Raw genomic sequence first — 25692 nt, 5'->3', positions numbered from 1 at the left:
CACGGGATGACCGAAGCAGCTGTTGGGAAAAGGCCCTGGCGGGAAAAGGTTTATCCTTCGTGGCTACCTCTGGTGCTGGCCATGGGACTGGTCTGGAGGCGGCGCTGGTGGCGGTTTTTGTTCGGGGGGTTGAACCGGCCCCTGATTTTCCTGGCGCTTTTTGCCTGGAATCTGAAACATTCAGCCGGCGGCACGCAGTACCTCTGCTTCCTCTTACCGGGACTGGTGGTGATGGCCGCGGTCACGGCAAGCTACACTGACTTGGTCAACTGGTTCACCCTGCGGCGGACCTTCTACCGGGCTCTCGACGAGTATCTTCTGGCCCCGGTTTCCACCGGTTCCCTCCTCGCGGGGCACGTCCTGGCCGGGGGAGGCAAGGGACTGCTGACGGCCCTTGCGGTTTGCCTTGCCGGTTGGACCGTCGTGGGGGGCCTGCGGTTTTCCGCCCTTTTCCTGGTCCAGCTTGCCGTGGTCTGTCTCCTCTTCGCCTCGCTGGCGGTGGCGGTAGCCATGATCGCCGGCGGGGACAAGGATGTGTTGATGTTTACTAATCTGATAGTTTTTCCGATGACCTTCTTCTGCGGGACCTTCTTCCCGGTGGAGCAATTGCCGGGGGTGCTTGCATACTTCAGCTGGTTTCTTCCCCTCACCGCCGCCACGTACAACCTTCGGGCGCTGGCACTGACGGGTACCGCCCACTGGGACTGGTTCGGCCAGAGCCTCGGCTGGCTTGCCGGGTCTTACGCCCTGGCGTACGCCTTGCTGTGCTGGAGGCGGCAGGACTGATGCGGGAACTGTTCTTCGGCTGCTACCCGATCGTCTGGGAGGAGATGGTTTACTGGCGGCGCCGTTTTTGGCTTTACCTGGCCGTATATACACTCTCGCCCCTCATCTTTCTCCTGACTTTTGGTTTCGGCGTGGGGCAGCGGTTGAAGATGCTCGTTCCCGGCGGGCTAAACTATCTGGAGTTTCTAATACCGGGTGTGGTGGCGCTGGCGGTTTTCAACAACGGGGTGACCTCGGTTACCGTCCGGATGTTCTACAACCGCCTACACTTCAAGAGCTTCGAGGCCTATCGCCTGGCGCCCGTCGAGGACTTCACCGTCTGGCTCGGGTATACCCTCTCCGGCGCCCTGCGGGGGCTTCTGGCGGGGGGGATCGTCCTTGGACTGGTGCTCCTGTTCGTTCCCGGCTTTCGCCCGGCGCCTGACGGAATCCCATGGCTTCTGGCGGTTGCCTTTTCCTGCGGCGCCTTCGGGGTTTTTCTGGGGCTCTGCCTGCGCTCCTTCGACGACCAGACGATGATCAGCGAGTTCGTCATCGTGCCCATGACCTTTCTCTGCGGCACGCTCATCCCGCTCGAAAGGCTTCCCGAGGTCCTGCAACAGCTGGTGTGGCTTCTTCCGCTGACCCCGGCGACGCAGATCCTCCGGGATGCCTTGACCGGAGGGGTACCCTCCTGGGAGACGGTTGGGTTGCTTGCCGGCTGGACGGGGATCTTCTTTGCGCTGGGGATGTGGCAGCTTGGCCACCGCGAGGATTGAGTTTAACTTTAAAGGGTGAAAACGGTGAACAGCTTTCTTCTGCTTAGCACCATTGATAATACTCGAGAACTCAGAGAAGCTCTGGCAGAGATTAGGGCGGAATACGGGGAAATTCTTTCGGTCAAAAAAATCTATTTCTCCGACTGGGAGCGGGGAAGAATTGACCCGAAAGAGGTGGAAGAAGCGGCAAAAAGCGCCCGGGTTATTCTCGTGGACATCCGGGGGCAGACGGAATTCACGGACCGGATCCGGGAGTTGATGACCGGGAGCACCGCCACGGTGGTGGTTCTGGTTGGCGGTAGCCGCGATATTTTTTCCCTCACCCGAATGGGTTCTTTTTCCGGAGCTGATCTCCCCCGGCGCGAGGGGCGCTTTGACATCGAGGCTTACCTGAAAGCGAGGAAGTTTGCCGAGATTGCCAAAAATCTGGGGTCAGTTCTCCCCGTGGGCAAGCTTAAGCACATGCGCAACTGGGTGGTGGCCTGCGAATATTATGCCGAGGGCGGCAAGAAAAACCTCAAAAACCTGTTTCTTTTCCTGCTGCGGGAATACTGCGGGGCAAAGGTAGAGGTCAGGCCGCCGCAAAAAATGCCCGGCTGGGGGATCTGGTGGCCTCCTGATCACCGTTTTACCGACCTGAAGGCTTTTAAGACTTCTGTAGGCTGGGACGAGAACAAGCCTGCCGTGGGCATTTTCTTTTACGGCGGCATGCACTTTGCCGACTGCGCACCGGTGGTGGAGGCACTGGTTAATGAGTTGGGAGACGAGGTCAACCTCATCCCTGTTTTTTCCAAGGTAGAGCACAACCTCACAGCCCTCCGTTCCTGCTTCTTTGACGAAGGACACCCAGTGGTTGACCTCGTGGTTAACCTGCAGTATTTCCGGTTGCACGGCGGGCCTTACGGCGGGGCGCCCGAACCAACTTACCGGTTGCTGTCCGAACTTGGCGCTCCAGTGCTAACCGGATTTCGGTCTTACACGACGGAAATAGGGGAGTGGCAAAAAGAGAACCGGCTGAGTCCCCTAGAAATTACCCTCGGCGTTATGTTACCGGAACTGGACGGCTGCATCGAGCCGGTTTACGTGGGGGGACTCGTGTCCCTCGGGGAAGACAGGTTCTTGGGTGGGGAGGTAAAGGAAGTCCGGGCCCTGCCCGAAGGGATAAAGAGGTTTGCCGGGCGGGTCCGCCGCTGGCTCTCCTTGCAGCGGAAGCCCAATCCTGCCAAGAAGCTCGCCGTTATCCTGTACGACTATCCCCCGGGTGAAGCTAACCTGGGCAGCGCCGGTTATCTCGATGCCCTAGAAAGCCTGCGGGTCTTTTTCGAAAGGCTGGCGGCTGCCGGGTACCGGGTGGAAATTCCCGCGGGGGACCTGGGGGAATTTCTTTTATCTTGCGGGGTGGTAAACACCCCTGAGTGGCAGGTGGCTCCTCCTGGGATAGCAGTGGATGCGGCGGTTTACCGCCGGTGGTACGGCGAGCTGCCGCCGGATCTGCGGGCGCAAATCGAAAAGCACTGGGGAGAACCGCCGGGAACCGTAATGGTTAGGGATGGGCAGATTTTGATTCCCGGCGTGGTGGCAGGCAACGTTTTCATCGGCGTGCAGCCGTCGCGCGGTGTTCACGAAAATCCCGAGAAAGCCTATCACGACAAAGAACTGCCGCCTCACCACCAGTACCTCTGTTTTTACTGGTGGTTACAAAGAGAATTTCGGGCGGACTGCATCGTCCACTGGGGAATGCACGGCACCCTGGAGTTCACCAAGGGCAAGGAGGCTCCGGTGTCGCGCCGCTGTTTTCCGGATATTCTGGTCGGCAATGTTCCCCACCTCTACTATTACTGGGTAGGGAATCCCTCGGAATCCACCATCGCCAAGCGGAGAAGCTACGCGGTGGCGGTTTCCCACGCCTCGCCGCCGGTGATTGCCGCCGGTCTTTACGGCGAGTACTTAGAGCTGGAGGAACTGCTGGCAGAGTACCGGAAAGCCGAGGGCCGGGATAAGGAGAGCGTGGCTGCAGCAATTAAGGAAAAAGCGCAGGCGCTCTCTATGCCTGCCGGCGATTTGGAAGAGTTAGAAGTCTATCTTTACCGGATGAAAAGGCGACTTATCCCCAAGGGTTTGCACATTTTAGACAGGCAGCTCGAGGGAGAAGACCTGGTTTCCTATCTGGCGGCCCTTGTCCGGTTTGACCGGGAAGTGCCTTCATTTTACCGGATGGTGGCCGGGAGAATGGGCTTTTCCTACGAGAGTCTCGCCAGGGAAGCGGAGGCATTTGCTACTGTTGACCGCGAAGTACACCAGGCAATCGGGCGCTGGCTGGCGGGGGATGAGTCGGCCCTGCCGCCGGAAACAGGCCGGTATCTTGCGGGGGTAAGGGAAAACATCGCCCGCTCGCAGGAAAGCGCGGGGCTTCTTTCGGCACTGGATGGGCGCTACCTTCTTCCCAACCTGGCCGGAGATCCGGTGCGTTCGCCCGAGGTCTACCCGGTCGGCCGGAATATGTATGAGTTCGACCCGCGGCTCATACCCACCCCCCTGGCGCTAAAGCGCGGGGAAGAAGCAGTAAAGGTCATTCTGGAGAGATTTTACCGCACGCACGGGCGCTACCCCGAAACAGTGGGGATGGTGCTGTGGGGATTTGAGACCTTAAGCACGGGGGGCGAAACCATAGTCCAGATCCTGGCTTATCTCGGCGTACGCCTGGTGCGGAAGGAAAGCCCCTGGTTCAAGGAACTGGAGCTTGTTCCTCTGGAGGAGCTCGGCCGGCCCCGGATAGATGTTCTGGTAACCATCTGCGGCATCTTCCGCGATATATGCGGCCCCCAGATTGAACTGATCAACCGGGCAGTAGAGTTGGCGGCCGATGCCGCGGAGCAAGAAGAGATGAATTTTGTCCGCAAACACAGCTTGGAAATGGCAGCAGAATATGGTGGTGTCAGCCGGGGACGGGTATTCGGGCCCCATGCTACGGAGTACGCCACGTCAATGCGGGCGCTGGTGGAAAGCGGGGTCTGGCGGGAGGAAAAGGAGCTTGTAGAAAGTTATGACAACTCTATGTGTTATTGCTATCACCGGGGCAGGGTTCAGGAAAACCATGCTCTCTTTACCAGGCTTCTCTCTACTATCGAGGTAGTTTCGCAGGTAAGGCACAGCACGGAATACGAATTTACCGATCTCGACCATTACTACGAGTTTTTTGGCGGGCTTTCCCGGAGCGTGGCGGAAAAGAAAGGAAAAGCTCCCGAACAGTGGGTGGTGGATACCACAGAGGAGATTACCGAAGTGGCCGATGTGGGCCAGGCTATTGACCGGGCGGTGAGGACGCGCCTCTTCAATCCCCGGTGGATTGACGGGATGCTGAAGCACCAGCACCACGGTGCCCAGAAGATAGCCGAGCGGCTGGAATATCTGATCGGCCTCAAGGCCACCACCGGCCGGGTGAGCGGGTGGGTTTTCCGGGAGGCTCTCCACCGCTTCCTGCTGGACCAGGACATGCGCCGCCGGTTGGCAGAGAACAACCGCTTTGCCGCCCTGGAAATAGCCAGGCGTATCGGTGAAGCCATGCGCCGGGGCTATTTCAACTGCGAAGACGAAGAGTTGGCCGAATTCCAAAACGCGGTGCTGGAACTGGAGGCCTGGATTGAAGAAAAGACTTGAGGTGGTTGGACCTATGCGCTACGTCTACCCATTTACGGCCATCATCGGCCAGGAGGAGATGAAGCTGGCCCTGATCCTGAACGCTATCAATCCACGCCTGGGCGGGGTGCTGGTACGTGGGGAAAAGGGCACGGCCAAGTCCACGGCGGTGCGCGCGCTGGCGGCGCTTCTGCCGGAGATCGAGGTGGTTGCCGGCTGCCCCTGCAACTGCGACCCGCGCGACGCGGCGCGGCTCTGCCCCTTTTGCCTGGAGCGCCTGGCCGCCGGTGAAGAAATCGTCTCTGTTACGATACGGGTCCCGCTGGTGGACCTCCCCGTTTCGGCCACCGAGGACCGGGTGGTGGGGAGCCTGGACCTCGAGTACGCCGTCCGGCACGGGCGGCGGCGGTTCGAGCCGGGGATCCTGGCGCGGGCCAACCGCGGCATCGTCTACGTGGACGAGGTGAACCTCCTGGACGACCACCTAGTGGATGCCCTGCTCGACGCGGCGGCATCCGGGGTGAACGTGGTGGAGCGGGAGGGGATAACCTTTGCCCACCCGGCGGCTTTCATCCTGGTAGGGACCATGAACCCGGAGGAGGGAGAACTGCGGCCGCAGCTCCTCGACCGCTTCGGGTTCTGCGTGCCGGTGGAGGGGGTGAACGATCCCGCGGCCCGCGTGGCCATCGCCCGGCGGCGGGAGGCCTTCGATAACGACCCGCTGGAGTTCCTGGCCGCCTTCGCTTCCCGGGAGGCAGGACTGCGGGAAGAGATCGTCCGGGCGCGGGCGCTGTTATTCCACGTGGAAGTCCCCGCGGCGGCAGTCCGGCGCGCCGCGGATCTGGCGGCGGAGGCGCTGGCGGCCGGGCACCGGGCGGAGATCGTGCTCGCGCAGGCGGCGCGGACGCTGGCGGCCTGGGAGCGGCGGGAAACGGCGACGCCCGAGGACATGGAAAGGGTGGCCGAACTGGTGCTTTACCACCGGCGGCGCGAGGCCCCGCCGCCCCCGCCGGAGCAACCCGAGGAACAAGAACTGCAGGAACCGCCGGAGCCACCGGAGGAAGAGGAGCAACCGGACGAGCCGCCCCACACCCAGCCGGAAAACGATCAAGGCGAAGGAAGTAGTGACATTGCGGCAGGCGGTTACGACCAGCCGAACAGTAATTCGTCCCCTGAGCACGGGGCGCCGGCGGTCGTTGCGGAAACGGTTTTCGCCGCCGACGAACCTTTCCGCGTAAAGCGCATCGAGTACGAGCGCGACCGCGTCCTGCGCAAGGGCTCGGGCCGGCGCTCGCGCACCAGGACGCCGACGAAGGCGGGCCGGTACGTCCGGGCCACGCTGCGCCGGGAGCGGGATGACCTGGCCTTCGACGCCACCCTGCGGGCGGCCGCGCCCTTCCAGAAACAGCGGGCCAGGGACGGCGTAGCCGTGGCCGTCGAGTCCCAGGACATCCGCGAGAAGGTGCGGGAAAAGCGGATCGGAAACTTCCTGGTCTTCGTCGTGGACGCGTCCGGCTCCATGGGGGCGCAGCAGCGCATGGTAGCGGCCAAGGGGGCGGTACTGTCTTTACTTCTTGACGCCTACCAGAAACGTGACCGGGTGGGGATGGTGGCCTTCAAGGGTGAGCACGCCGAGGTGTTGCTGCCGCCCACTAACAGTGTGGAACTGGCCGAGAGGCGCTTGGCCGAACTGCCCACGGGGGGCCGGACGCCGCTCGCCGCGGGTCTCTTAAAAGCCTACGAGGTGGCCCGGGCCCACCTTTTCAAGGATCCCAACCTGTCTCCTCTGCTCATCGTCATTTCCGACGGGCGGGGAAACGTGGGCCTGGGCGGAGGCCCGCGCGAGGACCTGCGCCGGGTGGCGGCGCTCGTTCACGAAGAAGCGCGGATCAAAACCCTGGTGGTGGACGTGGAGAAGGACGGCTTTCTTTCCTTCGGCTTGGCCCGGGGACTGGCCGCGGCCCTGGATGCGGAGTATTACAAGATTGAGGACCTGAAGGCGGACACACTGGTGGAGGCGGTCCGCACAATACAGGGTAGACGATAGGAGGCTTCCAACGTGCAAGAATCTGGCCGGTATGTTTACCCCTTTACAGCCATTGTTGGCCAGGAGCCGATGAAGCAGGCGTTGCTCCTGAACGCCGTCAACCCGAAACTTTCCGGTGTGCTCATCCGCGGCGAGAAGGGCACGGCCAAGTCTACAGCGGTAAGGGCGCTGGCTGCGCTGCTGCCGGAGATCGAGGTCGTGGCCGACTGCCCCTTTGGCTGCGATCCCGGCGACGTCACCGTCATATGCGGGAGGTGCCGGGAGCGGCTGGAGGCCGGCGAGGAACTCCCCCGGCGGCAGCGGCAGATGCGGGTTGTGGACCTGCCTGTTTCGGCCACCGAGGACCGGGTGGTGGGCACCCTCGACATCGAGCATGCCATCAAAAAAGGCGAGAAGCGGTTCGAACCCGGGGTCCTGGCTGAGGCCAACCGTGGTATCCTCTACGTGGACGAGGTCAACCTCCTCGACGACCACGTGGTGGACGTCCTGCTCGACGCGGCGGCTATGGGCGTCAACACCGTCGAGAGGGAGGGCGTCTCTTTTTCCCACCCGGCGCGGTTTATCCTGATCGGGACCATGAACCCTGAGGAGGGGGAACTGCGGCCGCAGCTCTTGGACCGTTTCGGCCTGTGCGTCAACATCACCGGCGTGGCCGATCCGGCGCTGCGGGTGGAGATTGTCAGGCGACGGGCGGCCTTCGAGGATGACCCGGCGGGGTTCGTCGCGTCCTGGGAGGAAGAGCAGCATAGACTCAGGGAAAGGATCGTCGCCGCCCGGCGCCTTCTGCCGCAGGTCGGCATCAGCGACGAAATGCTTCTCCTTGTCGCCAGAACCGCCGTTGAAATGGGCGTGGACGGCCACCGCGCCGACCTGGTGATGATGAAGGCGGCCAAAACGAACGCCGCGCTGGAAGGGAGGACCGAGGTGACGGAGGCCGACATCCGGGAAACCGCGGAACTCGCCCTTTTGCACCGCATGCGCCGCAAGCCCTTCCAGGAATTAGGCATTGACGAGGGGAAACTGGCGGGGGTATTGGGCACCCACCGGCACGCTCACAGCCACTCTCACGAACACGTTCACACACATTCTCACAGTCACGCGCTTAAGTCTCATGTACAGAAGCGGCGTTAGAGGAGGAGGCAGACGCGCTTGATTGAGATCAAGGGTCTCACCAAGGATTACGGCCGTATCAGGGCTGTGGACGACCTGCACCTCCGAATCGAGCAGGGCGAGATCTTCGGCCTGCTCGGCCCCAACGGGGCCGGCAAGACCACCACCGTCCGCATGCTGACCATGCTCGCGCGCCCTACGGCAGGCGAAGCTTATATCGCCGGCTGCGAGGTCCAGCGCGACCTGGCCAGGGTGCGGCAGGAGATCGGGGTGGTGCCGCAGCACATGAACCTCGACCAGGAGCTTACCGCGCGCGAGAACCTGGAACTGCACGGACGCCTGTACAAGATGCCGGCCGCCGAACGGCGCAAGCGTGTCGAAGAGCTTCTCTTTTTCGTGGACCTGCAAGAGCGGGAGGGTGAGCTGGTGAGCAGGTTTTCGGGCGGGATGAAACGCCGCTTGATGATCGCACGGGCGCTAATGCACCGGCCGCGCGTCCTTTTCCTGGACGAACCGACCGTGGGTCTCGACCCGCAGACCAGGCGGCGGATGTGGGACCTGGTCCGCCAGATGAACCGGGATGGCGTTACCGTCCTCCTTACTACGCATTACATTGAGGAAGCCGAGGCGCTCTGTCACCGCGTAGGGATAATGGACCGCGGGAGGCTGATCGCCCTGGGCTCGCCGGTGGAGCTTAAAGAGCGCGTAGGGCGTTTTGCGGTCGAATCCTTAAACGGGGGACAGACGACCCACACCCTTTTCGGCACGCGGGAAGAGGCGCTTGCCTTCGCTGGTCGGCTGGATGACGGGGTGGTTATCCGGGAAACGAGCCTGGAGGATGTTTTTGTGCAACTTACCGGACGCAGGGTGGGTGGTTGAATGGACAGCTACACGGTGTTTTGGCGCGAGATGCTGGTTTTTAAGCGTACTTTTTGGAAGTTCCTCGCCTCGAGGTTGGTCAGCCCCGTCCTGTACCTGGTGGCCTTTGGCTGGGGCCTAGGCCGGAGCATCCATACCGACGGGGGGTCTTACCTGGATTTCGTCGTCCCGGGGATCATCGCCCTCAGCGCGATGACGGTGAGCTTCAATGCCACCGGGGTCTCGCTCAATATGAGCCGTCTTTACCACAAGACGCTGGAGGAATATCTTATCGCGCCCATCAGCAGCCTTTCCTTTGTCCTGGGCAAGGTGCTGGCCGGGATGGTACGGGGGCTGGTCGGCGCGCTGGTGATCCTGGGTCTCGGCACCCTTTTCGGTGCCCATCCGGTTATGGGACCGTGGTTTTTTGCCGTCATATTTCTTACCTGTTTCCTGTTCGCCGCATTGGGCGTCGTGGCGGCCATGACCGTCCCTTCACACGAGGACATGGCCAACTTTAGTACCTTTGTGATTCTGCCCATGGCCTTTCTGTGCGGCACCTTTTTCCGAACGGAACACTTGCCGGGCATCATGGCCGATGCGGTCTATGCCCTGCCGCTGACTCACACCAGTTACGCCCTGCGCTCCCTGGCTGGCGGCGCGGGTTTGCCGGTTTCCTCCCTGCTCATCTTGGTTGCCTACGCCACGGTCTTTTTCTCAGCGGCGGTGTGGGTTACCCGCCGGATACGGTAGCCCGGTGCAGGTAGCAGGCTGGTCGAGCCGGGTGGGTTTGATCCGGAATCAAGGCTATCCCCTCCTTGAACCCATCGAACTGATGAGACAGAGCGGCAAGCTGAGGTTCTGGGATCAGCTTACTGTAATCGGTACCGCCCGAAAAACAAGAGAGCAGGCGCTAAGCCTGCTCTCTTGATCGTCAATCCACGAATATTGTGGAAGCCAGCCTTTACAAATCGTACCGATCATAAGTCAAACACAACCAGACGCCCTCTTTATTCCAAAATTCGATCTCACGAAAGGCGTTGTAAGTTCGCCCTTGCGGAAGCTTGTCATAGTGAGTACAATGGTTATGAGTTTTTTCGAGAGGAGAGGAGCTTTAGTGACCCAGACTAAAATCCTGCTGTCGGAAGCCGAGATCCCGGAGGCCTGGTACAATATTCAGGCCGACCTACCCAACCCGGTTCCACCGCCGCTGCACCCGGGCACCAGGCAACCGATCGCACCAGAGGACCTGGCACTCATTTTTCCGATGGAGCTTATCAAACAGGAAGCGTCCACCGAGAAATGGATTCCGATCCCCGACGAGATCAGAGAGATTTACCGCCTCTGGCGGCCAACCCCGCTGGTCCGTGCCCTGCGTCTGGAGAAGGCGCTCGATACGCCGGCACGCATCTACTTTAAAAACGAGAGCTACAGCCCGGCGGGCAGCCACAAGCTGAACACCGCCGCGCCGCAGGCCTACTACAACAAGCGGGCGGGGGTTAAGAGGCTGGCCACTGAAACCGGTGCCGGGCAGTGGGGCAGTGCGCTGTCCATAGCCTGCCGGTTCTTTGGGTTGGAGTGCACCGTGTACATGGTGAAGGTGAGTTTCCAGCAGAAACCCTACCGGCGTTCGCTGATGCAGATTTTCGGCGGCGAGGTCATCCCCAGCCCCAGCGACCGGACCGATTCCGGACGGGCGGCGCTGGCCGCGAACCCGGATTCTCCGGGCAGCCTGGGATTGGCGATCAGCGAAGCGGTGGAGGACGCCGCCAAACACGCCGATACTAATTATGCACTGGGAAGCGTATTGAACCATGTGCTGCTGCACCAGACGGTAATCGGCCTGGAAACCAGGGCCCAGCTGGCCAAGGCTGGTGAGCAGGCCGACATCGCCATCGGTTGCTGCGGCGGCGGGAGCAACTTCTCGGGCTTCGCCTTTCCGTTCGTGGAGCAGATCATTAAGGGTGAAGCCGCGCCGCGGCTGATCGCCGTGGAGCCCACGGCCTGTCCGACGCTGACCCGGGGCAAACTGGCTTACGACTTCGGCGATGTGGCCGGATTAACACCCCTGCTTTACATGTACACCCTGGGCAAGGACTTCATGCCCCCCGGGATCCATGCCGGCGGCCTGCGGTATCACGGGGACGCCCCGCTGCTGTGTCAGGCGATCAAGAACGGCTACATCCACCCGGTGGCGTACGGGCAGAAGCGGGTGTTCGAAAGTGCGGTGCTGTTCGCGCAAACCGAGGGTATCGTTCCGGCGCCGGAGTCGGCGCACGCCGTGGCTTGCGCGATCGACGAAGCGATCGCCTGCCGGGAAGCCGGGGAGGGCAAGACGATCGTATTCTGCCTGAGCGGACACGGTTACCTGGACCTGGCCGCGTACGACAACTACCTGGCCGGTGAACTTCAGGATTACCCCCTGCCGGAGGCCGAACTGCAACAGGCGCTCGCCGGTCTACCCCAGGTATAGGGGTTTTGCTGCGAGCCGGGAGGCGGACATGAGACTGCACGGCACCATGCGGGTAAACGAAAAAGGGCACCTGGAAATCGGGGGCTGTGACGCGGTCGATTTGGTCCGGGTTTTCGGAACGCCGCTTTATGTATTGGATGAAGCACTGTTCCGGGAAAACTGCCGGTTGTACCGTGTGGCGTTCGCCAGGGGCGGCGGCGGGGTGCTCTACGCCGGGAAGGCCCTTCTGACACTGGCCGTCTGCCGGTTGGTCGAGGAAGAGGGGTTGGGTCTAGACGTCGTCTCCGGCGGCGAACTCTACACCGCCGTCCAGGCCGGTTTCCCGATGGACCGGGTTTATTTCCACGGAAACAACAAGACGGCCGACGAAGTGCGGATGGCGCTTAGTGCCGGCGTGCACCGGTTCGTATGTGACAGTTTCGATGAACTCGATCTGCTGAGCCGCTTGGCGCTGGAACTCGGAAAAGAATGTAACCTGCTACTGCGCCTGACTCCCGGGATTGAGGCCCACACCCACGATTACATCCGGACCGGGCAGATCGACTCGAAGTTCGGTTTGGCCATTCCGAACGGTCAGGCGCTGGAAGCGGTCCGCCGCTGCCTGGAGCGGCCGGCCTTGAAGCTGCGCGGCCTGCACTGCCACATCGGCTCCCAGATCTTCGAGTTGGAACCGTACGCCGACGCCGCCCGGATCTTGATGGAGTTCGCCCGCCAAGTGCGGGACGTGACGGGCTGGGTGATCGAAGAACTCGACCTGGGCGGCGGGCTGGGTATCTACTACAGTCCGGGGGACGACCCTCCGGCCGTTGAGACCCTGGCCGAAACCATCTTTGGCGCGGTCGCGCAGGCCGCGGCGAGCGAAGGTCTGCCCATTCCTAAAGTGCTAGTCGAGCCCGGACGATCCATCGCCGGCCCGGCGGGGACCACGTTGTATACCGTGGGGACGGTCAAAGAGATTCCGGGTGTCCGGACCTACGTGGCGGTGGACGGCGGGATGGGAGACAACCCCCGTCCGGCTCTGTACGGGGCACGGTATGAGGCGTGCCTGGCCAACCGGATGAACGGACGCCTGGACACTCTGGCCGTGTCGCTGGCCGGCCGGTGTTGTGAATCGGGGGACCTGTTGATTCGGCAGGCGGACCTGCCGCCGGTGCGGGTCGGTGACGTGGTGGCCGTGAGTTGCACCGGGGCTTACACCTACTCGATGGCGAGCAACTACAACCGGTTTCCTCGCCCGGCGATGGTTCTGGTCCGGGATGGGAGCGCCGAGTTGATTGTGCGCCGGGAAAGTTACGCCGACTTGATCCGGAACGATATCGTGCCGGTGCGATTTCGGACCAGACAAGCATAGCAGATGTCTTGTGAACGGAACAGGAATGAGGGCAGGGGCGCCCGCGGCGGGCGCCCCTGCCATAATTGCCATAATAATGTGTTTTGATAAGTATCCCGGTACGGGGTGAACGGTGATTCCATGAAAGTGATCACAACCCATACCAACACCGATTTCGACGGTCTGGCGGCGATGGTGGCTGCGCAGAAGCTGCATCCGGACGCTGCACTGGTGCTACCGGGCAAGATGGCTCAGAACGTAGAGGAGTTTGTCGCACTTCACGTGGATATCCTCGAAATCCGCAAACCGAGTGAGATCAGGTTTTCCGACATTGACTTCCTGATCGTGGTGGACACCATGCAGCCCGGCCGTTTGGGGCGCCTCGCGGAAATTCTGAAGAACCCCAGGCTCCGGGTTCACGTTTACGACCATCATCCCCGGGTGGAGGGCGACCTCAAGGGTGAATTGGAGATCGTTGAGCCCGTGGGCGCCACGACCACGCTTCTGGTCGAGGAGATCAAACGCCGGGGGGTCCCGATCACACCCTACGAGGCCACGGTGCTGGCGCTGGGCATTTACGCCGATACAGGGTGTCTGATTTTCTCCAGCACCACCGACCGGGACGCGGAAGCGATTGCTTTCCTGCTGGCGCAGGGAGCGAATTTGGGCGTGGTAGCCAATTTCCTGGGACGTCCCCTGACCAACGAGCAAAAAAAGCTCCTGCGGGACCTCTTGATTTCGGCCGAGAGGCACTATGTCAACGGAGCCCGGATTCTGGTTGCGCGTACACGAGTCGATGAGTTCGTCGGCGGTTTGGCGCTCTTGAGCCATAAGCTGGCCGAGCTTGAGCAGTTGGATGCCGTTTTTTGCGTGGTGGCCATGGAGGACCGGACGCACCTTGTGGGACGCAGCACCCTTCCGGAGGTGAACGTGCGGGATATCCTGGCCCACTTCGGCGGCGGGGGGCACCATGCGGCCGCCTCGGCCACCATCAAGAACACCGACGTGGAAGCGATCGCCGCCGAACTCCTGCAGGTGGTGAGGGAAATGGTGGTCCCCCCGCTTTTGGCCGGGGATATCATGACCTCCCCCGTGAAAAGCGTGTCCCCTGAGATCACTGTTTCCGAAGCCAACCGGATAATGCTCCGCTACGGCCACCGCGGGATGCCGGTGGTGTCGGACGGCTCTCTGGTCGGGGTCATCTCCCGGCGGGACGTGGAGAAGGCCTTGCGGCACAATCTGGGTCACGCTCCGGTCAAGGCTTATATGAGCAAAAACGTGATGACCGTTTCGCGAGACACGCCGGTCACCGAAGTGCAGGCCGTAATGATCGAAAACAATATCGGCCGGCTTCCGGTCGTGGATAACGGATACCTGGTCGGGATCGTTTCCCGGACCGACATTCTGAAAACGCTGCATCCCCAGTTCAAACCGCGGTTTTCCACGCTGTACGTTAAGACCCGCGTGCCGTCCTACTACCGGGACGCGGCGGAGCTGATACGCCGGAACCTGAAGCCCGAACAGGTAGACCTTTTAACGGTCGCCGGGGAGGTTGGTTCGGCGACCGGTTGCGCCGTCTACCTGACCGGGGAAATGGTCAGGGACGTGTTTCTGGGCTCCCCGGGAGGCAACCCGGAGTTGGTGGTGGAGGGCAACGGGCCGGCCTTTGCCGAAGCACTGACCCGGAAGGTCGGGGGGCGGCTGCACTCGGATGATCGGTCAGAGTATACAATCGCCCATAACGGGCGGAAAATAACGATCGTGGCCCTGCGGACCGGGTTTTCGGAACACGGTTCGGAACTGCCCAATGACAAAACCTCTGCCCTGCGGCACGAGCTCTACCGGCGAGATTTCACGGTCAATGCCCTGGCCGTCGGTTTGAACCCGGACCGGTTCGGTGAGGTGATCGACTATTTCGGCGGCCGTGACGACCTGCACCACGGGGTGGTGCGGGCCTTACACAGCCACAGCTTCGAGGAAGACCCGGTGCGGCTTCTGCAGGCGGTCCAACTGGAGCAGCGGTTCGGGTTTAACATCGAACGGGAGACGCTGAAGCTGATCCGGGAAGCGGTGCGGGATAGGCTTTTGTCCCAGGCTCCGCCCGACAGAATCTGGGCCGAGTTCCGGCGCCTGCTGAAGGAGCCGCGGGTTCCGGCCACACTGGCCCGCCTGGCCCAACTCAATCTCTGGCCGTCTCTGTTCCCGGACATCCTGTACTGGGAAGTCCAGCCGATGATCTCGGGAATACCCAAAGCCCTTGACAGTCTTGGTTCCTGGAAAGTGCCGCAACCGGCGGAGCCCTGGCTCTGCTACTTCATCGCCATCCTGCACTGGAAAAACCTGGTCGTCGTGGACGAACTCTGCCGGTCCTATCGTCTACGGAAGAGCCAGACCGACAAAATCCTGTACACGATCGCTGGCTGGCGGTCCGCGGTATCCAGGCTTTCGGCGCCGAAACCGCCGGCGGTCCGGACCGCGGCCTTGAGTCTCGTGAACCTGCCGCGTGAGGGCTACCCGATCGTGCTCCTCATGCTCGAGAAGAAGGCCTGGAAAGAACGGTTCCGCGAAGCACTGGTCACCTTGTACGAACATAAACCGGTCATCACGGGCAAAGATATTAGGAATCTGGGCTATCGGGAACAAACCGGCATGAAAAGGATACGGGAAGCGGTGTGGCGGGCTAAACTGCGCGGTGAGGCGACCACCCGGGAGGAAGAAATGCGCTTGGCTCGGGAGGCAATGAATTGGGAGGGGGAACGCTGAATGTTTGAGATGAATCCGGTTATCGCCGTCCTGGTTATCGTGATCGGCGTGGTTTTTCACGAAGTCGCGCACGGCTGGACGGCCAAGCGACTCGGCGACAGGACCGCCGAGAACGCCGGACGCCTGACGCTGAACCCAATCCCGCACCTGGACCCGGTCGGGTCAATCATTGTCCCGGCGGCGCTGGTGCTCCTGAACGCCGGCGTGGTCTTCGGCTGGGCGAAACCAGTACCGGTGAACCCCTACAACTTCCGGGGAGACATCAAGCGGGGGATGATGCTGGTTTCCCTGGCCGGTCCGGGGTCCAATCTGCTGCTCGCAGCCGGCGGCGCGGTGCTCCTCGGCCTGTTCATGGGTTTCCAGGGGTTTCAGCAGTTCTGGGAGGCAATCCGAACGTTGCCGGGCAGTTTTCTGTATGCCCTGATCCAGATTAACCTGGTGCTGGCTTTCTTGAACCTGCTGCCGGTTCCGCCGCTGGACGGCTCCAAGATCCTGGCCGGGATTCTGCCTGGTCGGCAGGAATGGCTCTACACCCTGGAAAAATACGGCTTTGTAGTTTTGATTGTGCTGCTGGTTACCGGTGCCATCGGCGTTTACCTGACGGCGGTGGTCCTGCCTTCATTTCAATTTCTCTTGAAGTTTGCGGCCAATATCGCGCGCTTCTTCGGAAGCTGACCGACCAAAGCCTTGTGAAAGGATGAAAGAATTGCGTATAGTCAGCGGGATGCGGCCCAGCGGTAGACTGCACATCGGTCATTTGAGCGTGCTCTCCAACTGGCTGCGGCTGCAGGAAGAAAACGACTGTTTTTTCTTTGTGGCCGACTGGCACGCCCTGACCACCGCCTTCGACGATCCAGGCTCAATCGGCGAAAACACCCGGGAGATGCTGGCCGACTGGTTGGCGGTGGGCATCGATCCGGAGCGGAGCACGGTTTTTGTCCAGTCCCGGCTTCTTGAGCACGCCGAACTGCACCTGCTGCTCTCGATGATCACTCCGCTTTCCTGGCTGGAGCGGGTGCCGACGTACAAGGACCAGGTTCAGCAACTGGCGGCCAGGGGAAAGGACATCACCACGTACGGCTTTCTGGGTTATCCACTCTTGCAGACGGCGGACATCCTCATGTACCGGGCCGACGCAGTGCCGGTGGGGCAAGACCAACTGCCGCACCTGGAGTTGTCGCGCGAAGTGGCCCGGCGCTTCAATCACCTGTACGGGAATGTTTTCCCCGAACCGCAGGCATTGCTGGCCAAGGAGTCCCTACTCCCGGGCGTGGACGGCCGGAAGATGAGTAAGAGCTACGAGAACGAAATCAGCCTGAGCGCCTCCCCGGACATAATCGAGAAAAGGGTGCGGATGATGATCACCGACCCGGCGCGCATCCGGAAGAACGATCCCGGTCACCCGGAGGTGTGCCACGTTTACACCTACCAGGAACTTTACAACCGCGACCTGAGCACAGAAATCGCCGCGTCCTGCCGGGCCGGCAGCGTGGGGTGCGTGACCTGCAAACTCCGGCTTGCCGAGAGCCTGAACAAATACCTGAAACCCATCCGGGAGCGCCGGGAACGACTGCTGGCCCAACCCGGCCTGATCGATGAAGTGATCGAACGCGGTACCGAAAAGGCCCGGGCGGCAGCCGGGGAAACCATGCGCTTGGTGCGCCGGGCGATGCGGATCTGACTCCCCGAGCCGCACTGCCATCCCAGGATGATTGAGAGCGGATAATCGAGAGCGGTATTGGGAAGTGTGGCGGCTGAACAGCGGATGTCGGTCCAGACAGGGCTGACGATAAGTCTGTTGGAACCCGGTCCCCTTGCGGGGGCCGGATATTTTTTTGGGCTTTCAGGGAAAACTGCAAGAAATGGCAGCAGTAATAGGAACTGGCAAACCGGAGGCGGACCCTTGAATGACAACCATCATCGTGACCGGAGCCATAGTGCTGGTCTTGGTCCTGGTGCCTTTGTCCCGGATCAGGGTGCACCTCAAGTTTACCCGCCGCGGAGAAGACGACCGGATAAGCATGGTAGTAGCCTGGCTGAAGTACCTCCGCTACACCCTGGATGTGCCCCTAGTGGACCTGCTGGTGCGCAGCCACCCTGCGGTGCGGTTCAAGACGAAAAGGGGCTTGTCCCAAACGGTTCCCGGCGGTAAACCCGAGGAGACGATGGTCACTTTAGACTATCTGTTCGATGTTTACAGGAGGTACGGAGATTACTTATTCGCCCTCTTTTACCTGGCGGGCCGGACCCGGATCAGCCGGTTCCGCTGGTATACCGAGATCGGTACCGGGGAAGTCCACCACACCGGGGTGGCGGTCGGGATCGCCTGGGCGGCCAAAATCACTCTGGTGACCGCACTTTTTGCCCTTTCCGCGCCCGGAACGAGGCCGGAGTTGGCGGTGTTCCCGAACTACGAACACCGCCGCTTCCGTACTTTTCTGGACTGCATATTCGACGTCCGCATCGGCCATATTATGATGACAGGGATGAAGGCTTTATGGCGCAGCAGGGGGGAAAGAGCATGGCAATGGAACCGCATCCCATCGAAGGACTTATGAGGACCGCGATGGAAAGCATAAAAGAAATGATCGACGTGAACGTGGTGGTCGGGGATCCGGTGGAAACACCGGACGGAACGGTGGTTATCCCGGTCTCCCGGGTCACCCTGGGGTTCGCCGCCGGGGGCGCTGAGTTCCAGGTCGACAAGGGTGAAGAAGAGACCGTGTATCCGTTCGGCGGCGGCAGCGGCGCGGGTGTGGCCGTGCAGCCGGTGGGTTTCCTGGTGATCGGCAATGGCCAGGTACGCCTGATCCCGGTGGATGCGAACGTGATCGCCGACCGCCTGATTGACTTGGCCCCGCAGGTGCTGGACAAGATCGACGCACTGATCAAGCGCTCGGAGCAGAAAAAAGAGGAAAAGCTGCAGTAGCGCCGCGAGTCCGGCCAGACCCATCGTCCCCGTAGGCTTGCAGGCGCAAGCGCGCAGACCCTGAACCTAAACTTCACCGTCAGTCGGCAGGTAAGCTTGTACCGTTCCCCTAACCTTGCTGTCAAGTGTCCCGAACGGCGCTTTTTCCCATCAGCAGGTCGACTTTGGGCTCCGTCACGCATCAGCAGCCACCCCCAAGGCCAAGGACGGCCGGGTTCTACCCTTTTCGAGCCCCTCATAGTTATTCGTTAATTGACAAGGGAGGAGGGAGAACATGGTCAACTACGTGTGGCTTTCGCTGATGCTGTTGGGAATCTTGGCGGCAGGCGTAAACGGCCGGATCGACGTGGTGACCAGGGCGGCCCTGGACGGGGCGCAAATTGCGGTAAAGACGGCCTTCGGGTTGATCGCGATAATGGCCTTCTGGCTGGGGGTGATGAAAATCGCCGAACGGGCCGGGCTGATGCGCCTGTTGGCCTTCCTGGTCCGGCCACTGGTCCGCGTCCTTTTTCCGAGTGTGCCCAGGGACCATCCGGCCGTGGGGGCGATTGTGATGAATCTGAGTGCAAATATCCTGGGACTGGGGAACGCGGCCACCCCGATGGGCCTGATCGCGATGAAGGAACTCCAGAAACTGAACCCCTATCCGGACCGGGCTTCGGATGCAATGTGCACTTTTCTGGCTCTGAACACCGCCTGCCTGACGCTGATTCCCTCAACGGTGATCGGAATTCGGGCCCTGTACGGCTCGGCCGAGCCGACCGCCGTGGTGGGCACCACCATCTTCGCCACCAGCTGCGGCATGACCGCCGCCATCCTGGCCGACCGTTTCTTCCGGGGGGTTTACAGGGCTCGGGGTGATCGACTATGCTAGAGCTGGTCGGGGCCGTTTCCAAATGGGCCATTCCCGTGTTTCTTGCCGTGGTCCTGATTGCCGGGGCCATCCGTGGGGTCCGCGTGTTCGAGGCCTTCGTGGAGGGCGCCGAGCAGGGGTTTGGAATGGCGGTCAAGATCATTCCCTATCTGGTGGCGATGGTGGTCGCCATCAGCGTGTTCCGGGCCTCAGGCGCCATGGATTGCTTCGTGGGACTGATCTCCCCGCTGCTCACCTTCGTGGGCGCTCCACCCGAGATTCTGCCCCACGCGCTGATGCGCCCGCTCTCCGGGGGTGCCGCCTTGGGGATTGCCACCGAGCTGATCGAGAAGCACGGGCCGGACAGTTTCATCGGCCTGTTGGTTTCAACGATGCAGGGTTCGACGGACACAACCTTCTACATTCTCACGCTCTATTTCGGAGCCGTGGGGGTGAAGCGGTACCGGTACGCCGTGGCCTCCGGTCTGACGGCGGATCTGACCACCCTGCTGGCTTCCATCTTTATCGCGGGTATCGTTTTTAGAGGTTAGAACGGCCGGAAACTGGGCAAGGTGAAGCCAGGTTGGGGGTGAAGCGTTTTGAGACTGCAGAAGTACCTGGCGGAGGCCGGCATCGCTTCGCGCCGTGCTAGCGAGGAGTTGATCCTTGCCGGGCGGGTGCGGGTTAACGGTGAGGTGGTTCGCGAACTCGGCACCACGGTCGATTCCTCCCGGGACCGCGTGGAGGTTGACGGCCAAAAAATCCGGCCCGAGCCCAAGATTTACGTTTTGTTGTACAAGCCCCGCGGCTACGTGACCACGGCCCGGGACCCCCAGGGAAGGCGCAAGGTGACCGACCTGGTGGCGGGTGCGGGCGGCCGGGTTTTCCCGGTCGGACGCCTGGACTACGACAGCGAGGGCCTACTGTTGCTCACCAACGACGGCGAACTGGCCTACCGTCTGACCCATCCCCGTTTCCACGTCCCGAAGACCTACCACGTGGTGCTGGATCGCTCACCTGGGCCGGCGGCGTTGCGCGCCATCGCCCGCGGCGTTGAACTGGACGACGGCCTGACAGCGCCGGCGGGAGTCCGCCTGGTGCGCCGGGACGGCAGGGAGGCTCTGGTGGAGATGACCATCCACGAGGGCCGGAAACGCCAGGTGCGGCGGATGTGGGCCGCCCTGGGATTTGAAGTGCAAAGGTTGAAGCGCGTCCGGATGGCGGGCCTTGAACTGGGCGGCCTGGAACCCGGCCGCTGGCGGCACCTGCGAACGACCGAAGTGCGGGAGTTGAGGAAACTGGTGCGGTTACCGTAAACCCGGCAGGATTTCCATATAATCGACTAGAATTGACTTTTGTGAAGATGTAAACGCCGCAGAGGGGGGATGGCCTGTTGGTACGGACCCAGACGGGCCAGGAACAGGTGGAAACGGAACTGCGGGTGAGGGTGCGCCTGGACTTCAAGGGTGTTTCCCGTCCGGGGAAGCTGTTTTTCGGGGGAAAGCCGACGGAAAAGGTGGCGGAGGAGACCCGGGAACAGCAGATTGCCCTTTTTCGGAACGTTCCGGTACAGGGAATAAGAATCGAAGACATCGGTCTGGGCGGGGAGATCTACACCGTTTTTGGCGAACATGCCGGCGTGGAGGTGGCCTACGCTCCCGCCGAGCTGATTTTGGTGGCTGATACCATTGAGGATCTGGTACGGTTCGTTGCCCGCGAGGATTTTCGCCGGATCGAGGTTCTGGAACCGGACAACGTGATGTTGAGGCGTCTGGAAATCGAGCGGCTGATGTTTCGAGTCAACGAGGAAATCAAGGCGCTGCAGCGCTGGTTGGAGCGGAAGTACTCGCGCTGACACCTCGCAGGAGGAGTATATGAGTCCGGTACGCGGAATCCGCGGTGCAAATACCGTGGAGGAAAACACCCAGGCCGCCATTTTCAAGGCCACGCGGGAACTGCTGGAGGCTGTGATCCGGGCTAACGACCTCCAGGTGGAAGATATCGTCAGCGTATTTCTGACGCTCACCCCGGACCTGAACGCCGATTTTCCGGCGGTGGCGGCCCGGGACATGGGCTGGGACCGGGTTCCGCTCCTGTGTGCCACTGAAATCAACGTTCCGGGCGCCATGCCCCGGTGCCTGCGCATCCTGATGCACGTTCACACCCAGCGTTCCCAAAACGAAATCAAACACGTGTATCTGGGCCGGACGGCCGCGTTGCGGCCGGACCTGTCCGAATGATCATTCTGCTGACCCAGGGGATGAGCTATGCGTAGAGTTCCCGTAACGGCCCTGGTCCCGGGCATGAGGATTGCCAGGGAGGTAGTGGGAGGCCACGGCGAGGTCTACCTCCAAACCGGTGTCATCCTCACGCAAGGGTATATCCGGAAGCTTGGCGAGCTCGGCTTTGCGTCCGTATATGTTCACGATGCTCTGCTTGGTGACCTCCATGTACCGGAAGCGGAAGACATAATACACGACAAAACCCGGCACGAAGCCGTCAGCAGAGTGAAAACCCTTCTTCAGGAGGCAGCGCAGTCCCAGGCGAAAGCGATCGACCCGCCGAAAGAACTGGCCCAGACGGTCAGTGACATGGTAAATCAGATCTTGAACAATCCATCCCAAACCCTTGACATGTACGACATCCGTGCCCAGAACGAGTATCTGTACCACCACTCAGTCAATGTCTGTGCCCTGGCGCTGGTTATCGGCGCGCAGATCGGCCTTTCCCGGCGTGAACTGTATGAGCTGGGAGTAGGAGCTTTGATGCATGACGTGGGGAAGATTAAAGTTCCCGCGGAAATCCTGGACAAGCCCGGAAAACTGAGCGCCGTGGAATTCGAACTGGTCAAGAAGCACACTCTTTACGCCGAAGAGTTGCTAAAGAACAACGCGACAGCCGCGGCGATAGCCGGTATGCATCACGAACGGCTGAACGGCGAGGGTTACCCGCGGGGACTGAAGGAAGGGGAGATCCCGCCGCTGGCCCAGATTGTCGGCATTGCCGACATCTTCGACTCCCTGACGGCCGACCGGTGTTACCGGAAGGCCTACCGTCCGGACGAGGCCCTGGAGATGCTGCTGGCGGCCGGAGGCTTCTGGTTTAACTTCGATCTGGTGCGTGCCTTCGTGGTCAACGTGGCCGCCTACCCGGTCGGCACAATGGTGGAACTGAACTCCGGGGAGATTGGAGTGGTGGTGAGCACACCCAAGGGATTCCCGACGCAACCCGTGGTGCGTGTGTTTGTTGCGGTTGATGGCGGTTGGCTCGGTGATGCGTATGATGTGTCGACCCTGGAGAAGTGCCTGTTCATTACCAGGGTGTTGGACGAGGAAGAAATCTCCTTTATCAAAAAAAAGATTTTGGGCTCCAGGCAAAGTACAGTCTAATGAATGGGGATGACCAAAGCGATGCGGAAGGTACCGGTGAATTGCCTTGAGCCGGGAATGCGCCTGGCGCGAGCAGTTTTGGGCACCGGCGGCGAGGTCTACTTGAATGCCGGTGTCACCCTGACCCAAAAATACATTAGGAAACTCGAAGCCATAGGCTTTTACTCCGTCTACGTGGAAGATCGCCTGCTGGATGGGGTGACCGTCCAGGACGTAATATCGGAAAAGACCAGGCGGGACGCCATAATTGAAGTCCGAAAGGCGCTCACGGAAGTGTCCAGACCCGGTATGAAAGCGATCAATGTCGCTCAGGAAATCACTGTAACGGCGGACAGTATCGTCAGCGAACTGCTCAGAAACCCGTATGCTACCGTTAACCTGGTCGACATTCGCGCCGAGGGGGCTTATCTCTTTCACCACTCGGTGAACGTTTGCGTGCTTTCGGTCCTGACCGGAATAAATTACGGGCTTCAAAAGGAGCAACTGGTCAATCTTGGTGTGGGCGCTCTACTGCACGACGCCGGCAAGGTACGGGTCCCGCCGGAAATCCTAAACAAACCGGGATCGCTGACGGATGAAGAGTTTGACCAGATCAAGCTTCATTGTGCTTACGGACGAGACATCCTGAAAGACCACCCTGCGGCCAGCGTGATCGCGTATGCTCACCACGAGCGGTATAATGGGGAGGGTTATCCCCTCGGGCTCAAGGGAAGGGATATCAACTATCTTGCTCAGATGGTCGGGATGGCCGACGTTTACGACGCGCTTACCTCCGACCGCTGTTACCGGAAGGCTCATGCGCCCCATGACGCCCTGGAATTGATCTCGGGTTCGGGGAACTGGTGGTTTGACACCAAACTGGTGTACAACTTCCTGTGTTGCGTGGCGGCTTATCCCACCGGAACCCTGGTCCAGCTGAGTTCCGGAGAAATCGGGGTGGTAGTCGATACCCCGCAGGGTTACTCTTTCTTTCCCAACGTTCGGGTACTGCTCAACGCCCAGGGGCAGAAGGTGCTCCCTTACCTGCTGTCTACGGTGAAAGAAAACCTCTGGGTTAACCGCGTCCTGGATGACGTGGAGGTCCAAACAATCAGAAATATGCTGGAAACATCCTGATTTATGGTTGACAATGCGCCCGGGGTGTGGTATTTATACGGTTGTAATTAACCAATTGAATAGTATTAGAGTTGAGAATCTGACAGTGAGAGATAGATGAGCTGAGTTGAGCCGGGTGCGCAAGACCATACCGGTGCTCTTCTGAGTGCCGGTTTTTGTGTTCCGGAGGAGGAGTGCAGCATGAGCACGATCTATCCGCCCATTGAACAGTACCGGCTGCTTGCGGAGACGAACAACCTGATTCCCGTGGTCCGGGAATGGACAATCGATATGGAAACCCCCATCTCCATCTTCAAGCGCCTTGAGCCGGAAAGCCCGTGCTTCCTGTTAGAGAGCGTGGAGGGTGGGGAAAGCCTGGGACGTTACTCCTTCATGGGCTTCGATCCCCTGTGGATGCTGGAGTGCAAGAACGGTGCGGGCGTGGTGCGGACTCGGGCCGGCGAAGAGGCGGTGAGCGGCCATCCTCTGGATATCCTAGCCGGGCAGGTGGGGCGGTACCGCTGCCCCGACCTTGGTCTGCCCCGATTTTTCGGCGGCGCCGTCGGGTATTTCGGCTACGACCTGGTCCGCTACCTGGAGCGGTTACCGGCGAGCGCTCCGGACGATTTGCGCCTGCCGGACTGCAGTTTCATGTTTCCGGAAACGGTATTGATCTTTGACCACGTCCAGCACACATTGAAAGCGGTAGTGAATTCCATGGTGGCCGAAAACCCCGACGTTTCCTACGAGCGGGCCTGCGCCCGGATTCACCGCCTGCGGGAAAAACTGGACGGCCAGTTCCCGGGTCACGGTGGTGCTCCAGCCCCGGGAAACGGGGAGGATCAGGTGGTGGCGGAAACCTCGCCCGAAGAATTCAAGACGGCGGTACGTCGCGCCAAGGAATACATCGCGGCCGGTGAGATCCTGCAGGTAGTTCTATCCCTGCGGCTGCGGGTTCCCTTGCGGACGGCGCCCTTCGAAGTATATCGGAGGCTTCGCGTCATCAACCCTTCACCGTACCTGTTCTACCTGGACACCGGTTCCACCACGGTGGTCGGCGCCTCACCGGAGATGTTGGTCCGGGTAGAGGGCAACGCAGTGCGGACGCGCCCGATCGCCGGGACCCGCCCCCGGGGCGCTGGCCGGGACGACGACCTGGCCTACGAGGAGGAACTGAAGAGCGACGCCAAGGAGCGGGCGGAGCACCTGATGCTGGTCGACCTGGGCCGAAACGACTTGGCCCGGGTGTGCGCACCCGGTTCGGTCCGGGTACCCCAGTTTATGACCGTGGAACGCTACTCCCACGTGATGCACCTGACTTCCGAGGTACAGGGGACCCTGGAGCCCGGCCGGACGGCGCTGGAGGCGTTGGGGGCCGTTTTCCCCGCGGGCACGGTGAGCGGGGCCCCGAAGGTGCGGGCCATGGAGATCATTGAGGAACTGGAACCCAGCCGGCGGGGCATTTACGCCGGGGCGGTCGGTTACCTGGGACTGACCGGGACGCTGGACACGTGTATCGCCATCCGCACCGCCGTGATCCGCGACGGCCAGGTTTACATCCAGGCCGGCGCAGGCATCGTCGCCGACTCCGATCCCGAGCGTGAGTACCAGGAAGTGATGCACAAGGCTTCTGCTCTAATTCGGGCGGCACAGGGGGGGGATTAA

At 61.1% G+C, this 25692-nt stretch carries 22 protein-coding genes; all 22 read left to right on the top strand.

What is annotated here, in order from left to right; all coding sequences use genetic code 11:
• Positions 1–6: 6 nt before the first annotated feature.
• The gene (locus DAUD_RS06115; protein ID WP_012302309.1) at positions 7–786 is read left to right on the top strand and encodes an ABC transporter permease; all 780 of its coding nucleotides are present in this window, start codon (positions 7–9) and stop codon (positions 784–786) included.
• Positions 786–1544, top strand: coding sequence for an ABC transporter permease (locus DAUD_RS06110; protein ID WP_012302308.1), 759 nt, complete (start codon positions 786–788; stop codon positions 1542–1544). The genes DAUD_RS06115 and DAUD_RS06110 overlap by 1 nt, the downstream gene beginning before the upstream one ends.
• A 24-nt stretch (positions 1545–1568) precedes the next feature.
• Entirely contained in the window at positions 1569–5201 is a 3633-nt protein-coding gene (locus DAUD_RS06105) for a cobaltochelatase subunit CobN (RefSeq protein ID WP_012302307.1), read from the top strand.
• 13 nt (positions 5202–5214) lie between these two features.
• A complete protein-coding gene (locus DAUD_RS06100) occupies positions 5215–7227 on the top strand; it encodes a putative cobaltochelatase (RefSeq protein ID WP_012302306.1) in 2013 nt (670 codons plus the stop codon).
• Between the two features lie 12 nt (positions 7228–7239).
• Positions 7240–8358, top strand: coding sequence for an ATP-binding protein (locus DAUD_RS06095; RefSeq protein ID WP_012302305.1), 1119 nt, complete (start codon positions 7240–7242; stop codon positions 8356–8358).
• Positions 8359–8376: 18 nt separating this feature from the next.
• A complete protein-coding gene (locus DAUD_RS06090) occupies positions 8377–9216 on the top strand; it encodes an ABC transporter ATP-binding protein (protein WP_012302304.1) in 840 nt (279 codons plus the stop codon).
• Positions 9217–9948, top strand: coding sequence for an ABC transporter permease (locus DAUD_RS06085; protein WP_012302303.1), 732 nt, complete (start codon positions 9217–9219; stop codon positions 9946–9948).
• Positions 9949–10312: 364 nt separating this feature from the next.
• On the top strand, positions 10313–11668 hold the full coding sequence (locus DAUD_RS06080; RefSeq protein ID WP_012302302.1) for a TrpB-like pyridoxal phosphate-dependent enzyme: 1356 nt from the start codon (positions 10313–10315) through the stop codon (positions 11666–11668).
• Between the two features lie 28 nt (positions 11669–11696).
• Positions 11697–13019: a diaminopimelate decarboxylase gene (gene lysA / locus DAUD_RS06075; RefSeq protein ID WP_012302301.1), complete on the top strand. Its 1323-nt coding sequence runs from the start codon at positions 11697–11699 to the stop codon at positions 13017–13019.
• A 120-nt stretch (positions 13020–13139) separates the two neighbouring features.
• Entirely contained in the window at positions 13140–15761 is a 2622-nt protein-coding gene (locus DAUD_RS06070; protein WP_012302300.1) for a CBS domain-containing protein, read from the top strand.
• A complete protein-coding gene (locus DAUD_RS06065; RefSeq protein ID WP_012302299.1) occupies positions 15762–16436 on the top strand; it encodes a site-2 protease family protein in 675 nt (224 codons plus the stop codon).
• A gap of 22 nt (positions 16437–16458) precedes the next feature.
• Positions 16459–17442 (top strand): tryptophan--tRNA ligase, encoded by a 984-nt coding sequence (trpS, locus tag DAUD_RS06060; RefSeq protein ID WP_012302298.1) that lies wholly within the window; start codon positions 16459–16461, stop codon positions 17440–17442.
• A gap of 226 nt (positions 17443–17668) precedes the next feature.
• Positions 17669–18319, top strand: a complete 651-nt coding sequence (locus DAUD_RS06055; RefSeq protein WP_012302297.1) for a DUF2953 domain-containing protein — start codon at positions 17669–17671, stop codon at positions 18317–18319.
• The gene (gene ytfJ, locus DAUD_RS06050) at positions 18289–18690 is read left to right on the top strand and encodes a GerW family sporulation protein (RefSeq protein ID WP_041571202.1); all 402 of its coding nucleotides are present in this window, start codon (positions 18289–18291) and stop codon (positions 18688–18690) included. Before DAUD_RS06055 ends, ytfJ begins: the two co-directional genes overlap by 31 nt.
• A gap of 274 nt (positions 18691–18964) precedes the next feature.
• Entirely contained in the window at positions 18965–19564 is a 600-nt protein-coding gene (locus tag DAUD_RS06045; RefSeq protein WP_012302295.1) for a nucleoside recognition domain-containing protein, read from the top strand.
• The gene (locus DAUD_RS06040; protein WP_012302294.1) at positions 19558–20094 is read left to right on the top strand and encodes a spore maturation protein; all 537 of its coding nucleotides are present in this window, start codon (positions 19558–19560) and stop codon (positions 20092–20094) included. The genes DAUD_RS06045 and DAUD_RS06040 overlap by 7 nt, the downstream gene beginning before the upstream one ends.
• 48 nt (positions 20095–20142) lie before the next feature.
• On the top strand, positions 20143–20859 hold the full coding sequence (locus DAUD_RS06035) for a pseudouridine synthase (RefSeq protein ID WP_012302293.1): 717 nt from the start codon (positions 20143–20145) through the stop codon (positions 20857–20859).
• A 77-nt stretch (positions 20860–20936) separates the two neighbouring features.
• Positions 20937–21398: a hypothetical protein gene (locus DAUD_RS06030; protein ID WP_012302292.1), complete on the top strand. Its 462-nt coding sequence runs from the start codon at positions 20937–20939 to the stop codon at positions 21396–21398.
• Between the two features lie 19 nt (positions 21399–21417).
• Positions 21418–21783 (top strand): chorismate mutase, encoded by a 366-nt coding sequence (gene aroH, locus DAUD_RS06025; RefSeq protein ID WP_012302291.1) that lies wholly within the window; start codon positions 21418–21420, stop codon positions 21781–21783.
• 27 nt (positions 21784–21810) lie between these two features.
• Positions 21811–22932: an HD-GYP domain-containing protein gene (locus DAUD_RS06020; RefSeq protein ID WP_012302290.1), complete on the top strand. Its 1122-nt coding sequence runs from the start codon at positions 21811–21813 to the stop codon at positions 22930–22932.
• A 21-nt stretch (positions 22933–22953) separates the two neighbouring features.
• Entirely contained in the window at positions 22954–24048 is a 1095-nt protein-coding gene (locus DAUD_RS06015) for an HD-GYP domain-containing protein (RefSeq protein WP_012302289.1), read from the top strand.
• 180 nt (positions 24049–24228) lie between these two features.
• Positions 24229–25692, top strand: coding sequence for an anthranilate synthase component I (gene trpE, locus DAUD_RS06010; protein WP_012302288.1), 1464 nt, complete (start codon positions 24229–24231; stop codon positions 25690–25692).

This window comes from Candidatus Desulforudis audaxviator MP104C, assembly GCF_000018425.1.
Classification (GTDB): domain Bacteria; phylum Bacillota; class Desulfotomaculia; order Desulfotomaculales; family Desulforudaceae; genus Desulforudis; species Desulforudis audaxviator.
This window is presented reverse-complemented; position numbering and strand designations above follow the sequence as displayed.